The 13,443-nt window shown below is 63.0% G+C and carries 13 protein-coding genes; 3 read left to right on the top strand and 10 right to left on the bottom strand.

Annotated elements, in window-relative coordinates; all coding sequences use genetic code 11:
* Nucleotides 1-163: 163 nt before the first annotated feature.
* From dalD to kynB, 4 genes are all read right to left on the bottom strand, one after another.
* Nucleotides 164-1,573, bottom strand: a complete 1,410-nt coding sequence (gene dalD / locus BX592_RS04300) for a D-arabinitol 4-dehydrogenase (protein ID WP_134190432.1) — start codon at nucleotides 1,571-1,573, stop codon at nucleotides 164-166.
* 213 nt (nucleotides 1,574-1,786) lie between these two features.
* The gene (kynA, locus tag BX592_RS04295; RefSeq protein ID WP_377681509.1) at nucleotides 1,787-2,770 is read right to left on the bottom strand and encodes a tryptophan 2,3-dioxygenase; all 984 of its coding nucleotides are present in this window, start codon (nucleotides 2,768-2,770) and stop codon (nucleotides 1,787-1,789) included.
* An 18-nt stretch (nucleotides 2,771-2,788) separates the two neighbouring features.
* The gene (gene kynU, locus BX592_RS04290; RefSeq protein ID WP_134190431.1) at nucleotides 2,789-4,045 is read right to left on the bottom strand and encodes a kynureninase; all 1,257 of its coding nucleotides are present in this window, start codon (nucleotides 4,043-4,045) and stop codon (nucleotides 2,789-2,791) included.
* An 82-nt stretch (nucleotides 4,046-4,127) separates the two neighbouring features.
* Nucleotides 4,128-4,784 (bottom strand): arylformamidase, encoded by a 657-nt coding sequence (kynB, locus tag BX592_RS04285; protein ID WP_279589172.1) that lies wholly within the window; start codon nucleotides 4,782-4,784, stop codon nucleotides 4,128-4,130.
* 105 nt (nucleotides 4,785-4,889) lie between these two features.
* Between kynB and BX592_RS04280 the strand changes: the two genes are divergently transcribed.
* Nucleotides 4,890-5,381 carry an Lrp/AsnC family transcriptional regulator gene (locus tag BX592_RS04280; RefSeq protein WP_134190430.1) on the top strand — a complete coding sequence of 164 codons (492 nt, stop codon included), beginning with the start codon at nucleotides 4,890-4,892 and terminating at the stop codon, nucleotides 5,379-5,381.
* A gap of 137 nt (nucleotides 5,382-5,518) precedes the next feature.
* Here BX592_RS04280 and BX592_RS04275 read toward each other — a convergent pair whose 3' ends face one another.
* A complete protein-coding gene (locus BX592_RS04275; protein WP_134190429.1) occupies nucleotides 5,519-6,028 on the bottom strand; it encodes a flavin reductase family protein in 510 nt (169 codons plus the stop codon).
* Between the two features lie 255 nt (nucleotides 6,029-6,283).
* On the opposite strand from BX592_RS04275, the gene msrA reads away from it, so the two are divergent.
* Nucleotides 6,284-6,838: a peptide-methionine (S)-S-oxide reductase MsrA gene (msrA, locus tag BX592_RS04270; protein ID WP_134190428.1), complete on the top strand. Its 555-nt coding sequence runs from the start codon at nucleotides 6,284-6,286 to the stop codon at nucleotides 6,836-6,838.
* 42 nt (nucleotides 6,839-6,880) lie between these two features.
* On the opposite strand, the gene BX592_RS04265 is transcribed toward msrA, so the two are convergent.
* The 3 genes from BX592_RS04265 to pdxH form a co-directional block, all read right to left on the bottom strand.
* Entirely contained in the window at nucleotides 6,881-8,188 is a 1,308-nt protein-coding gene (locus tag BX592_RS04265) for a DUF72 domain-containing protein (protein ID WP_243849313.1), read from the bottom strand.
* 116 nt (nucleotides 8,189-8,304) lie between these two features.
* Nucleotides 8,305-9,519 (bottom strand): SAM-dependent methyltransferase, encoded by a 1,215-nt coding sequence (locus tag BX592_RS04260; protein WP_134190427.1) that lies wholly within the window; start codon nucleotides 9,517-9,519, stop codon nucleotides 8,305-8,307.
* A 159-nt stretch (nucleotides 9,520-9,678) separates the two neighbouring features.
* Nucleotides 9,679-10,317, bottom strand: coding sequence for a pyridoxamine 5'-phosphate oxidase (pdxH, locus tag BX592_RS04255; RefSeq protein WP_134190426.1), 639 nt, complete (start codon nucleotides 10,315-10,317; stop codon nucleotides 9,679-9,681).
* 222 nt (nucleotides 10,318-10,539) lie between these two features.
* Here pdxH and BX592_RS04250 point away from each other — a divergent pair, with 222 nt between their 5' ends.
* A complete protein-coding gene (locus BX592_RS04250; protein WP_134190425.1) occupies nucleotides 10,540-11,400 on the top strand; it encodes a tRNA threonylcarbamoyladenosine dehydratase in 861 nt (286 codons plus the stop codon).
* 133 nt (nucleotides 11,401-11,533) lie between these two features.
* On the opposite strand, the gene trxA is transcribed toward BX592_RS04250, so the two are convergent.
* On the bottom strand, nucleotides 11,534-12,382 hold the full coding sequence (gene trxA, locus BX592_RS04245; protein WP_134190424.1) for a thioredoxin: 849 nt from the start codon (nucleotides 12,380-12,382) through the stop codon (nucleotides 11,534-11,536).
* Between the two features lie 108 nt (nucleotides 12,383-12,490).
* Nucleotides 12,491-13,372: a pirin family protein gene (locus BX592_RS04240; RefSeq protein ID WP_134190423.1), complete on the bottom strand. Its 882-nt coding sequence runs from the start codon at nucleotides 13,370-13,372 to the stop codon at nucleotides 12,491-12,493.
* Nucleotides 13,373-13,443 lie beyond the last annotated feature (71 nt).

The raw sequence follows: 13,443 nt of genomic DNA, 5'->3' as shown, positions 1-13,443 counted from the left end.
CTGGCGCGCATGCGTGCAGCGGATTCGATGATTGAGCGATCACTATGTGGGCTGGGAAGCCGGCTGCGGTCATGGCAATGTCACGCACCGCATGCCGAAAGCCGCTGCCCGTTCCCCGTTCCGCGCTACCTGCCTGTGCAACCGCCGTATTCAACTCTGCTGTTCAACCACGCTTGTCGAGCCAGGCATCGACGCGTGACACTGCCGCGCGAATCGCATTCTCGAGCTGCGGCGTCTGCGCCATGCTTCCCCATAGCAGGCGGTCCGAGCAATACGCTTTGACCGGGTCCGCCGCCGCGAAGAATCCGCGCGCGACCTTCTCGTCCATCACGCCGTCCTGGTAGGTGTATGGCAACCGCCCTTGCTGCCAGCGGTCGAGGAAGCGGAAAAACAGCGCGGGCAGCATCGCGGTCGCCGAGGGCTCGTTGCCGCGTGCGAAGGTTTCGGCGAGCGTCGGCGCGATAAACCCGGGGATTTTCGAAAAGCCGTCCGCCGCGACGCGCTGATTCGTATCCTGGATAAACGGGTTGCTGAAGCGCTCGATCACGACGTCGCGATAGCGGGCCAGGTCGATCGGGCTTGGCGTGAGGCACGCAATCACGTCTTGCGTCACGTAGTCGTACGCGAACCGCTGGATATCCGGGTCGATCGTGCCTTCGTGGATGTAGCGCAGTCCAATCAGTGTGCCCGCCCACGCGATGCAACTGTGCGTCGCGTTCAGCACGCGGATCTTTGCCTCTTCATACGGCATCACCGAATCGACGAGTTCCGCGCCGACTTTTTCCCACGCGGGGCGTCCCGCGCGGAACTGATCTTCGATCACCCACTGGATAAATGCTTCGCCCATCACTGGACACGCATCGTCGAGGCCGGTCGCGGCGCGCACGCGATCGCGCACATCCGGCGTGGGACGCGGCGTGATGCGGTCGACCATCGAGTTCGGGCAAGCGGTATTCGCGTCGAACCACGCGCGCAGCGCCGATGCGCCGCGCTTGTCGAGAAACGCGGTCATCCCCGCATGGAAACGGTGGCCGTTGCTGCGCAGGTTGTCGCAGGTCTGCAGCGTGACGGGGCCCGCGTTGCGCTGCATCCGCGCGTCGAGAATCGCCGCGAGCGCGCCGTAGATCGTCGTGCGCGCACCGTTCAGATCGGCTGCGAGATCCGGGTTGCCGACGTCGAGCCGGTCGTGTTCGTCGAGGTAATAACCGCCTTCGGTGACGGTGAACGCAATGATCTTGCACGCGGGGTCCGCGCCCGCGTCGATCAGCCCTTGCAGGTTGGCCGACCACGGTATGACATGTTTGATCGAACTGATCGTCTCGTACGCGCGCTCGCCTTGCGGCGTGACGGTCTCGAGCGTGTAGACGCCGTTTTGCGCGGCAAGTGCGTCCATCACGGCGTTCATGTCGCTACGGATATTGCCGACGGACAGCGACCAGTGAGGCTCGCCTTCGACATGCGCCTGGATAAGCCGGTGCAGATACCACGCTTGATGCGCGCGATGGAACGAGCCTGCGCCGATGTGCAGGATTACATGCGCATTCGCGCCGCTGCCGCTCGGGTCGCTGTTCATGGTGTGTCTCCAGAGTGTGCTTTGCGCGCGGCCGCCGCTGCGCGCGACCCACATCGATCGCGCGCCTGCTGGGTGCGGAGCATTTGCTCAGTTTGTGAACTTATGATCGTATTCGCGACGGCGAAAGTCAAGGCAGCACGACGAGGTTTTCGTGCGGCAGTGCGGCATCGGCGGGCAGAGGGAGGGCGGCTGGCGGCGAATACGCGGGGACGATCACAGAACCGTGCGCACGTGCCACAGCTCCGGAAACAGCACGACGTCTAGCATCTTGCGCAGATACAGCACGCCCGCGGTGCCGCCGGTGCCCTGCTTGAAGCCGATGATCCGCTCGACGGTCGTCACATGCCTGAAACGCCACTGGCGGAATTCGTCTTCGAGGTCGACCAGTTCTTCGGCCATCTCGTACAGTTCCCAATGCCGCGACGGATTGCGATACACGTCGAGCCACGCGGCTTCGACGCTTGCGTCGTATTCGGTCGGCTTTGTCCAGTCGCGCTCGAGCCGCTCCGGTGCGATTGCAAAGCCGCGCCGCGCGAGCAGGCGCACGACCTCGTCGTAGAACGACGGCGCTTCGAGCAATTGACGGATCGCGTCCATCACTTCGGGATGATGCGCATGCGGCTTGAGCATCTCTTCATGCTTGTTGCCCAGCAGAAACTCGAGTTCGCGATACTGATACGACTGAAATCCCGACGAACTGCCGAGGTACGGTCGCATCGATGTGTATTCGGACGGCGTCAAGGTCGCGAGCACGTCCCAGGCCTGCACGAGCTGTTCGAAGATGCGCGACACGCGCGCCAGCATCTTGAAGGCGCGCGGCAGCTCGTCGCGATGCACAGCAGCGAGCGCGCCGCGCAGTTCGTAGAGGGCAAGCTTCAGCCAAAGCTCGCTCGTCTGATGCTGAATGATGAACAGCATCTCATTGTGATCGGGCGATAGCGGATGCTGCGCGGACAACAAGGTATCCAGCGACAGATAGTCTGCGTAGCTCATCGACTTCGACATATCGAGCTTCGCTTTGTGCCAGCCGTTATCCTGGCCGCGGCCGGGTGCGTTGCCGTTATTGTCGGTGCCCTCATCGCCGGCGGCCATATGAGGCGCGTGCGCGGAATGCGGTACATGAGGGGTACCGTGGCTGATGTTCGAGCCATGTGAAGGCTGCTCGTCGTCCTGCAGTTTCATCGGGTCGGTGGTCATCTTGCGCTCCTCGGCCCGTCAGGTCACAGTGGCGCGGATCGCGAATTCCGGCGCGCGCCAGGTTTCTTTCGCTAATACATCGCGCAGCGTTTCGACCGCATCCCACACGTCCACATAGCGCGTATAAAGCGGCGTAAAGCCGAAGCGCATCACTTGCGGTTCGCGGTAATCGCCGATTACGCCGCGCGCGATCAACGCCTGCATCACCTCGTAGCCGTTCGGATGCGTGACGCTTACCTGCGAGCCGCGTCGCGCATGCTCGCGCGGCGTGATGACGCGCAGCGGAAACTCGTCGCAGCGCGCTTCGACGAGTTCGATAAAGAGATCGGTTAACCCGAGCGATTTGTCGCGGACCGCGCGCATATCCGTTTGCAGGAACACGTCGAGCCCGCATTCGACGAGCGCCATCGACACGATCGGCTGCGTACCGCAGAGGAAGCGCCCGATGCCGTCGTCGGGTTCGTACACCGGGTTCATCGCGAGCGGTGCGCGATGTCCCCACCAGCCCGACAGCGGCTGCTCGAACGCGCTCTGGTGCCGATGCGGAACCCACACGAAGGCGGGCGCGCCGGGGCCGCCGTTCAGGTACTTGTACGTGCAACCGACCGCGCCGTCCGCGCCGACGCCGTTCAGATCGACCGGCACCGCGCCCGCCGAATGCGCGAGGTCCCATATCGCAAGCGCGCCTTTTTGATGAATCAGCTGCGTGAGCGCCGCCATATCGTGCATGTAGCCGCTGCGATAGTTCACCTGCGTGATCATCGCGACCGCGGTGTCCGGCTGTAGTGCGGCTGGCAGTTCCGATGGATCGTCGATCAGCCGGAGCTCATAGGCGCCGTTCGAGTGCGCGACAAGCCCCTGAGCAATGTACAGATCGCTCGGAAAATCACCGCGTTCGGCGACGATCACCCGCCGTTTCGGATCGCGCTGCTGCTGCGCGCGCAACGCGGCCGACAGCAGCTTGAACAGGTTGATCGAAATCGTATCGGTGACCACGACCTCGTTATGCGCGGCGCCGATCAGCGGCGCGAGCTTGTTGCCGAGGCGCTTTGCCAGTGCGAACCAGCCAGCCGTGTTCCAGCTGCGGATCAGGCCTTCGCCCCATTCGGCCGCTATCACGACCTGTGCGCGCTGCGCGGCCGCGGCGGGCGGCACGCCGAGCGAGTTGCCGTCGAGATAGATCGTGTCGGGCGACAGCGCGAACTGCGCGCGCAAAGGCGCAAGCGGGTCGGCGGCGTCGAGGGTCAGTGCTTCGTCACGGGTATTCGTCGTCATCCGGTCAGTTCCAGTCAGGCGCAAGCAAGCGCAATTAAGCGCAATCAGGCGGTCCGTCGTGCGGACGCGGACACGATACGCACTACAGCGCGCGCAACACGGCGCGCACCGGGCTGGCGTCGAGCGTCGTGAATTTGAGCGGTAGCGCGATCAGCTCGTAGTCGCCCGCGTCGACGTCGTCGAGCACGATGCCTTCGAGAATCGCCATTCGATGCGCGTGCACGCGGTGGTGCGCGTCCATTGTTTTAGAGTCCTGCGGATCGAGCGACGGCGTATCGATGCCGATCAGCTTCACACCGTGCGCGGCGAGCAGATCGATCGTTGCCGGCGCGACCGCACAGAACGCGCTATCCCAGACGCTAACCGGCGCATGCGCGTAAGTACGCAGCAGCACGCGCGGCGGGATGTCTTCGAGTGCGGCGGCGATCTGCGCCGGCATGACCAACGGCGTCGTGCCGATGCAATGAATCACACGGCATCGGCCGAGGTACGCATCCAGCGCAACGGCGCCGATCGCGGCCCCTTCGGCGTCATAGTGAAGCGGCGCATCGGTATGCGCGCCGGTATGCGGCGAAAGTGTCAGCCGCGCGACATTGACCGGCGATCCGGCTTCGATGCGCCACACCCGTTCGATACCGACCGGCGTATCGCCCGGCCACACCGGTGTCGCGGCGTCGACGGACGGTGTGATATCCCACAACTTCCGGTTGCGACGCTGCATTTTCGCTGTCGTGTCCATGACATCGATAATAGGCCGGTTGCCGCGCAATAGGGTTGCAAAAAAACTCGTTCTTTCGCCTTGTTTGGAACATAATTTGATCAAGACGGAAAAGGGAGACCGAAAATGAACGCGATCTCGCTCGACGCCACCGATTGCCGTATCTTGACGGTGCTACAGCACGAAGGACGAATCAGCAATCTCGATCTGGCGGAGCGGATCTCGCTGTCGCCGTCAGCCTGCCTGAGGCGATTGCGCCTGCTTGAAGAGCAGGGTGTCATCGAGCGCTATCGCGCGTGTCTGAACCGCGAAGTGCTGGGGTTTGAACTCGAAGCGTTCGTGCAGGTGTCGATGCGCAACGAACAGGAAAACTGGCACGAGCGTTTCGCGGAAGCGGTACGCGACTGGCCGGAGGTAATCGGCGCGTTTGTCGTGACCGGCGAGACGCACTATCTGTTGCACGTACTCGCGCATCACCTGAAACATTATTCGGATTTTGTGCTGACGCGCTTGTACAAGGCGCCGGGTGTGCTGGATATACGCTCGAATATCGTGCTGCAGACACTCAAGGAAGATTCAGGCGTGCCAGTCAGTCTGGTGCCGGGAGCGAGAGGCTAACGCAACCGGTCAAAATGACTGTTTGCGTTGAACGTCGGCGCGCCATTTCGCAAGTCATCCCGAATGCCGTCCGGAATGTGCTCCATGCGCGTCGCCCGCGTCGCGCGCATCGGCACCGGGCTTCACGTTTTTACCGACTACAGCGGCTTGACCGTATGGAATTCGCCACTCTGAAACACGAGCGGCCCGACCTGTCGGGCATCGTCGCGCACGCCGCAGCGTTCCACTTCGCCGACGAAGATCACATGGTCGCCTTCTTCATAACGGCTGCGGTTATGGCACTCGAACCACGCGAGGGCGCCGTCGAGCACCGGCATCCCGCTATCGCCCGCCGCGTGCGCGACGCCTTCGAAGCGGTCGCCCTTTAGTGTCGCGAAGCGTTTGCACAGATCGAGTTGCGACGCGGCGAGCACATTGACGACATAATGGCTATTCGTCCGGAATACCGGCATCGACGCGGAGCGCGACGACAAACTCCACAGCACGAGTGGAGGCGACAGCGAGACGGAGTTGAACGAGCTGGCGGTGATGCCGATCAGTCGGCCCGATGGCGCACAGGTCGTGACGACGGTGACACCGGTGGCGAACTCGCCTAATGCGCGGCGAAACGCGACGGCGTCGAAATTGGGCTGCGCGGCGCGCTTCATGGGTTCGGGGTCTCCCGCGGCGCCTTGTGGGCAATCGTTTCCGCGCGAATGGAGGAAAAAGCTGAATCGAAGGTCATGTAGATTTTCGTCGAATTGACCCAATTTTAGCGGAATCGCGCTGCGGTCCCGCCAAGACCCTACGGTTGTGGGAGCAAGCCGCGCGCGGCGCGAACCGGTCACCGGTCACCGTGGCACGCGGTGGAACGCCTGGTGCATCAGTCGCAAACCAGCACTCGAAGAAAAGGAGCGAGCAGCATGAGTCAGTCAGTCGAAACCGCCACGCTCGGCGGCGGATGTTTCTGGTGTCTCGAAGCGGTGTATCTGGACGTCGATGGCGTCACGTCGGTGGAATCCGGTTACGCGGGTGGTCACGTCGATCATCCGTCGTACGAACAGGTGTGTGACGGCAATACCGGCCACGCGGAAGTGGTGAAGCTCGAGTTCGATCCGTCGAAAATCAGCTATCGCGAGATTCTCGAGATTTTTTTCGCGATTCACGATCCGACGCAGCTGAACCGGCAGGGTAACGACGTCGGCACGCAGTACCGGTCGGTGGTCTTCACGCACTCCGATGCGCAGCGCGATGCGGCGCTGCAGATGATTCGCCAGATCACCGCGGAAGGCATCTACGACGGCCAGATCGTCACGCAAGTGTTACCGCTCGACGGTAACTACTGGCCAGCTGAAGCCTATCATCAGAACTATTTCGCACAGCATCCGAACCAGGGCTACTGCTCGTTTGTCGTGGCGCCGAAGGTCGGGAAGTTCCGGCAGAAGTTCGCGCACCGGATCAAGAGCAGCCGGGTTTGAGCGACAGGCCGGCGCGCCGCGTCCCCGTGTGCGCGCCGCCTTCTATTGCGAGAGTCGCGCGCAGGCGGCTGCAATCTCGCGCGCGAGTTCCACGCAGCTAAGCGGCGCCGATCCTTCCGCCTTGTTGTTGACTGCTATCAGCACCGGTTGACCCGCAATCGCATAGCGTGCCGCGAGTTCCGCGAGCGCGGTGCGTGTGGCCGGGTCTTCATCGACGAGCTGGTCGAACGGATCGTATTTGGCCTTCGCCTGCTCGTACTTGAATCCGCTATGCAGACTCCAGCGTACGATCAGCGGGCCCGCGGGTACTTCGTCGAGTAGCGCGAGCGCCGCCGCTTGCCGTAGCGTGTCCGGCATCCGTGCATGCAAACCGATGCAATAGCGTACGCCCGCCAGTTTCAGCATCCGGACAAAGCGCGGTGTCAGCAGGCACGCGTCACGGATTTCCACCGCATAGCAGCTGCCGTCGGGCAGTGCCGGGAGCGCGGCCAGGAACGCCGCGAGCCGCTCGATCAACGCGGCGGGCTGCGCGAGCAGCGTGTCCGGAAACGGTGAGAACTGGAATACGAGCGCGCCCGCTTTGGTGCCCAGGCCGTCAATACATGGCCGCACAAATTCATCGGCGGCAAGCTGCGCGTTCAGGAAGCATGGGTTCGGCGAGACCGGTTCACCGCGTTCGGCGCGCACGGTCGCGTCGGTCACGAGCGCGGGCGCCTTCACGATAAAACGAAAGTGCTCGGGCACCTGCTGCGCGTAGCGCAGATATTCGGCAAGCGTCAGCGGTTTATAGAACGAGCGGTCGATGCTAACCGTGCGCAGCAGCGGATGCGCGCCGTACGCGGTGAGACCGTCGCGCGACAGCTTGCTGTTGCTGTAGTCATCTGCGTAGACGATCCCGCGCCAGCCGGGAAACGACCATGTCGACGTGCCCAGGTGCACCTGTGGCGGCAGCGTGCTTGCAATGTCAATGAGACCGGTATCCGGCTCGGCGGCGAGCACGCCCTTCGCGCGGCGTTTTGCCGGTTGGGTTGAAGCAGCTTCGGTCGAAGCTGCTTCGCTTGATTCAGATTCGCGACGTGCGTCTGCGGCGTCCGGCTGCGCCGGCGTTTCTTCTTCCCACAACAATGCGTTGGCGGGCTCGCGGATCGGATCCGGCGTCCTCGAGGCGCCCGTAGTGCGGGCCCGCGAAGCGCCGGACGGCTCGCCGTGGTTCGCCTCACGCTGCGTGCGGTGATGCGACGAAGACGGCTGCAAAGGCGCGACACCAGTGGGCGTATCGTCCACCGTTTCACCGAACATATCGATCTGTTCGGCGGACACGTCTTCGTTGCGTGCGCGGCGCGCTTCCATCCATTCCTTTTCTGTTTATGCAAGCGCCGGATCGCGTCAGTTGCGACGCGTCCGGTGCGCGTTGCGTCAACGCAGCCCGCTGCGCACGCTGACGCTCCGTTCGCGCGCGCGTGTGCTCAAAGCGGCGTGTCGTACATATACCGGCGCGACCACGGCAGCGTCGTCGAGCTACGGCCCGCGCGGCGGCAGACCACCTGGAACAGCGAGACATCGTCGTGCTCGAACGCATACGAGCAGCCCGCAAGGTACACGCGCCAGATGCGGAATTTCTCGTCGTCGACGAGCTTCTTCGCCTGTTCGGCCTTTGCCTCGAAGTTCGCGGCCCAGATATCGAGCGTGCGCGCATAGTGGCGGCGCAGGCTCTCGATATCGAGTGCCTCCATGCCGCCGCGCTGCATCGAGTCGAGCACGAGGCCGATATGCGGCAATTCACCATCCGGGAACACGTAGCGGTCGATAAATTCGCCGCCGCCAAGCGACGTCTCGCCACTGTCCGCGTCGGTTGACGTAATGCCGTGGTTCATCGCGACGCCGTCTTCGACAAGCAGGTCGTGGATCTTTTTGAAGTACGCTGGCAGGTTCTTGCGCCCGACGTGCTCGAACATGCCGACGCTCGTGATCCGGTCGAATTGGCCCTGGACGTCGCGATAATCCTGCAGACGAATTTCGATCTTGTCCGCGAGGCCTGCCGCTTTCACTCGCTCGGTTGCGAGATCGAACTGGTTCTGCGACAACGTGACGCCGACGCACTGCGCGCCGAACTTCTGCGCCGCGCGCAACACCAGCGCGCCCCAGCCACAGCCGATATCGAGCAGCCGCTGGCCAGGCTGCACCTGGATCTTGCGCAGGATGTGATCGATTTTCTTCAACTGCGCGGTGCCGATGTCTTCGTCGCCGTTCTCGAAGTACGCGCACGAATAGACCATGTTCTCATCGAGCCACAGCTTGTAGAACTCGTTGGAAACATCGTAGTGGTACTGGATCGACTTCTTGTCCGATGCCTTCGAGTGATTGAAGTAGCGCGTGACGCGAGCGAGCTTGCTGGTGTTCGTGACAGTGCTGCGCGCAAGCGAGTAGCCAATATCGATCACATCGGACAGCTTGCCCTCGATGTCGATCTTGCCTTTCACATACGCCTCGCCGAGATTGTCGAGGCTTGGGTCGAGCAGCAGCGGCATCGCCGATGCGCTATTGACCTTCAGCGTGACCTGCGGCTCGGCGAACTGACCGAAGTCGTGTTTCTGACCGTCCCATAGCACGAGGCGGGCGGGGATATTCGATTTGGTCCGCACTTCGTCGACCCATTGCGCCAGCTTCTTCTCCCAGAACATTCGAACTCTCCGTATCCAATGAATCAAAGCAAAGCCTGTCGAATTGGCGTGCGCCTGCACAGTGCCGGACAACTTGCGCGGCGGCGGGCCAGATCCGTTTAGTGTATGCGGCCCGACTGCGGCCGCGCCTCTTGCCGGTATTTCCGGTGTACAACTGGATCAGGGTGACAGGCGGGCGATCCGCCACGTGCCGCTGCCGTCGCGCGTGTAGCGCATCCGGTCATGCAGCCGGGATGGCCGGCCTTGCCAGAATTCAATCGTATCGGGGACCACGCGGTAGCCGCCCCAGTGCGGCGGACGCGGCGGATGGTCGCCGTATTGCGCGCGGATTTCACGCTCGCGCGCTTCGAGTGCCGCACGGCTTTCGATGACTTGACTCTGCTCGGACGCCCATGCGCCGATGCGCGATTCAAGCGGCCGTGACGCATAGTACGCATCGCTTTCCGCAGCGCTGGTCTTTTCGACGGTGCCCTCGATGCGCACCTGGCGCTCGAGTTCGATCCAGTGAAACAGCAGGCTCGCGCGCGGATTGTTCTCGATCTCGCGGCCTTTGCGGCTTTCGTAGTTAGTGAAGAACACGAACCCGCGAGGGTCGACGCCTTTGATCAGAACAATACGCGCGGCAGGATGACCGTGTGCATCGACGGTCGCGAGCGTCATCGCGTTGGGTTCCGGTAGCTGGGCTTCGATAGCCTGAGCAAACCACTTTTCGAACTGAAGGATTGGATCGCGATCCAGGTCGGCCTCGTCTAGCGAACCGCGCGAATAGTTTTTTCGAAGTTCTGCGAGTGAGCTCATGTTGTTATGCAAGCGCTACAGTAGGGCCAGTATAGCGAAGGACGCATTTCCTTGTAGCCAACCACGTCGATAACACTGTTTACTGTGGCGGGAGAATGCGCCGCCGGCGCTCGCCCGACCGAAGGCATGGCCGGAATGACGACTGAATCGGCGGCTGTGCGATCAGGCAAAATGGAGGTTTCGCCAGCCGGCCACGGCTGTTTGCACACTATCAAGCCGATCATGTCAGCCTCACACGTCGCCACGCCTATCGATGTTACTACCAGCCACACCGGGATTGAAGCCGATCGCGCGCGGCGCTTTGGCGGGGTGGCGCGGCTTTACGGCGCGGCGGGACTTGCCGCATTCGAGCGCGCGCATGTCGCGGTCATCGGCATCGGCGGCGTCGGATCGTGGGCGGTCGAAGCGCTCGCGCGCAGCGCGATCGGCACGCTGACGCTGATCGACCTCGACAACGTCGCCGAGAGCAACACGAACCGGCAGATCCACGCGCACGACGGCAACTACGGGAAACCGAAGGTCGATGCGATGGCCGAACGGATCGCATTGATCGATTCGCAGTGCGACGTGCGCGTGGTCGAAGACTTTATCGAACCGGGCAATTTCGACACGCTGCTTGCAGGCGGCTTCGACTACGTGATCGACGCGATCGACAGCGTGCGGACGAAGACCGCGCTGATCGCATGGTGTGTCGAGCACGGGCAGCCATTGATTACCGTCGGCGGCGCGGGCGGGCAACTCGACCCGACGCGCATTCGCATCGACGACCTCGCGCAGACCATTCAGGATCCGCTGCTGTCGAAGGTCCGTGCGCAATTGCGCAAGCATCATGGTTTCCCACGCGGACCGAAGGCGAAGTTCAAGGTGAACGCGGTGTATTCGGACGAGCCGCTGATCTACCCCGATGCGGCCGTGTGCGATATCGACGAAGAAGCGGAACATGTCGCGACGTCGCCGGGACATGCGGGGCCGGTGGGCCTGAATTGCGCGGGGTTCGGCTCCAGCGTGTGCGTGACGGCGAGCTTTGGTCTGGCGGCGGTTGCGCATGTGCTGCGGGCGCTCGCGCAGCGGGCCGCGACGTGACGTAGCGTGTGCGGCGTTGCCGCGCGCGGTGAAGCGTGATGCAACGCGAATAGAGGCTTGAAAAGAAAGGCAGCGCTGGACGTTTGCGTTGCGCTGCGTTTTCATCGTCCTTGCCGGACTTCTTACGCTCGCATCAATACAGCGCGGCACTCAGTTTGCGCCGCCACTTCGCGACCAGTTCCGGGTTGTGCGCGGCCAGATCGAACACCGACAGCATCGTCTTGCGGCCGATGTCTTCGCGATAGCCGCGATCGCGCTTGACGATCTCCAGTAGCTGTTCCAACGCGCCGTCGTACTTGTGCCGCGCAATCAACGCGCTCGCGAGATCGAAGCGCGCATCGAGATCGTCCGGGGTCCCCGCCACTTTGGCTTCGAGTGCATCGGTAGGCGGCAGGTCGGCTGCGGCGTCGAGCGCGTCGAACCGGGTCTTGATCGCGTTGAAGCGCGCGTCGATGCCCTGCGTGGTTTTCGGCGACAGCAGGTCGATCTGCTGGCGCGCTTCGTCGACACGACTGTCCGCGAGCAGCAGTTCGATCAGGTCCATTCGCGCGTCGTCGTAGCCCGGGTCGAATGCGAGCGCTTCTTTAAGGTAATCGTAAGCTTGCCCGCGCTGACCTTCCGCCAGCGCCGCCACGGCCGCGCCGCGCGCCGCTTCCGCGCCGTTCGGCACAAGCCGGTCGAGAAACTCGCGCAACTGGCCTTCCGGCAGTACGCCGATGAACTGATCGACGGGCCGGCCATCCGCGAATGCGACGACGTGCGGAATGCTGCGCACCTGGAAGTGCGCGGCGAGTTCCTGATTCTCATCGACGTTCACTTTCACGAGCTTCCATTTGCCGTCGTATTCGGCTTCGAGCCGTTCGAGCATCGGGCTCAGGCTCTTGCACGGTCCGCACCACGGCGCCCAGAAGTCGACCAGCACCGGCGCGAGCGTCGAGCCGGCAATCACGTCCTTTTCGAAAGTGGCCAGAGTGGTGTCCATCGCATCCTCATCGTCAAACGGTTGATACGGTCAATTGAGGGCATGATGCGCCAATTCAACACGGAACGGGCGAGCAAGCGCCTTGTCATGTCCGGCGGCAATCTGCGCTCAGCGAGGCTTGCGCTCGGGCAGCGGAATCCATTCGGTTTCGCCCGGCACCTGACCCATTTGCTGATTCGTCCACGCGAGTTTCGCGTGCTCGATCTTGTCGCGCGAACTCGACACGAAATTCCACTCGATAAAGCGCTCGCCTTCGAGCTTTTCACCGCCCAGCAGCATGACCGTCGCACCGTGGGTGCTGGCGAGCGTCACCGTTTCGCCGGGCACGAGCACGGCCATTTGCTCGGGCTCGAGTGGCGTGCCGTCGATTGACAGGTCGCCTTCGACCAGATAGACGCCGCGTTCGTCGTGCTCCGGTTCGAGCGCGAACGCACTGCCTGGCGTGAATTGCGCGGCCGCGTACAACGTGCCCGAGAAAGTGCGGGCCGGTGCGGTATGACCGAACGCGGTGCCGGCGATCACGCGCAGCGTGACGCCGTTGCGCTCGAACTGCGGCAGCGTGGACGCCGGGTGATGTTCAAACGACGGCGCACAGTCTTCATCGGCGAGCGGCAACGCGACCCAGGTCTGGATGCCGTGCACCCGCGAGCCGCGCATGCGCTCGTCGTCGGGCGTGCGCTCCGAGTGAACGATGCCGGAGCCGGCGGTCATCCAGTTGACGTCGCCGGGGACGATCTTCTGCTCTGAACCGATGCTGTCGCGATGCATGATCGCGCCGTCGAACAGATACGTGACCGTCGCGAGGCCGATGTGCGGGTGCGGCCGCACGTCGATGCCGGTACCAGCGGGGAGGGTGGCCGGACCCATGTGATCGAAGAAGATGAACGGGCCGATCAGACGCGCGGCCATCGCGGGCAGCACGCGCCGCACGACCAGGTTGCCGATATCGCGCAGATGGGGTTTCAAAACTGCTTTGATCGAGGAAGACATGGTGTTGGCGGATGCGTCGGGAGGGCGGGATGGTCATTCTACTGCCCTCACGCGCAAACCGACGGGAACCG

Source organism: Paraburkholderia rhizosphaerae (assembly GCF_004366595.1).
Lineage (GTDB): Bacteria > Pseudomonadota > Gammaproteobacteria > Burkholderiales > Burkholderiaceae > Paraburkholderia > Paraburkholderia rhizosphaerae.
The sequence above is the reverse complement of the archived record's forward strand: the minus strand, read 5'-3'. Positions and strand labels throughout refer to the sequence as shown.

What these genes read in the sequence shown, in the direction of transcription:
- kynA (WP_377681509.1), bottom strand. Translation starts at nt 2,770, where the DNA reads ATGACCACCGACCCGATGAAACTGCAGGACGACGAGCAGCCTTCACAT.
- kynU (WP_134190431.1), bottom strand. Translation starts at nt 4,045, where the DNA reads ATGACGACGAATACCCGTGACGAAGCACTGACCCTCGACGCCGCCGAC.
- trxA (WP_134190424.1), bottom strand. Translation starts at nt 12,382, where the DNA reads ATGGACACCACTCTGGCCACTTTCGAAAAGGACGTGATTGCCGGCTCG.
- BX592_RS04275 (WP_134190429.1), bottom strand. Translation starts at nt 6,028, where the DNA reads ATGAAGCGCGCCGCGCAGCCCAATTTCGACGCCGTCGCGTTTCGCCGC.
- msrA (WP_134190428.1), top strand. Translation starts at nt 6,284, where the DNA reads ATGAGTCAGTCAGTCGAAACCGCCACGCTCGGCGGCGGATGTTTCTGG.
- dalD (WP_134190432.1), bottom strand. Translation starts at nt 1,573, where the DNA reads ATGAACAGCGACCCGAGCGGCAGCGGCGCGAATGCGCATGTAATCCTG.
- BX592_RS04265 (WP_243849313.1), bottom strand. Translation starts at nt 8,188, where the DNA reads ATGGAAGCGCGCCGCGCACGCAACGAAGACGTGTCCGCCGAACAGATC.
- BX592_RS04250 (WP_134190425.1), top strand. Translation starts at nt 10,540, where the DNA reads ATGTCAGCCTCACACGTCGCCACGCCTATCGATGTTACTACCAGCCAC.
- pdxH (WP_134190426.1), bottom strand. Translation starts at nt 10,317, where the DNA reads ATGAGCTCACTCGCAGAACTTCGAAAAAACTATTCGCGCGGTTCGCTA.
- BX592_RS04260 (WP_134190427.1), bottom strand. Translation starts at nt 9,519, where the DNA reads ATGTTCTGGGAGAAGAAGCTGGCGCAATGGGTCGACGAAGTGCGGACC.
- BX592_RS04240 (WP_134190423.1), bottom strand. Translation starts at nt 13,372, where the DNA reads ATGTCTTCCTCGATCAAAGCAGTTTTGAAACCCCATCTGCGCGATATC.
- kynB (WP_279589172.1), bottom strand. Translation starts at nt 4,784, where the DNA reads ATGGACACGACAGCGAAAATGCAGCGTCGCAACCGGAAGTTGTGGGAT.
- BX592_RS04280 (WP_134190430.1), top strand. Translation starts at nt 4,890, where the DNA reads ATGAACGCGATCTCGCTCGACGCCACCGATTGCCGTATCTTGACGGTG.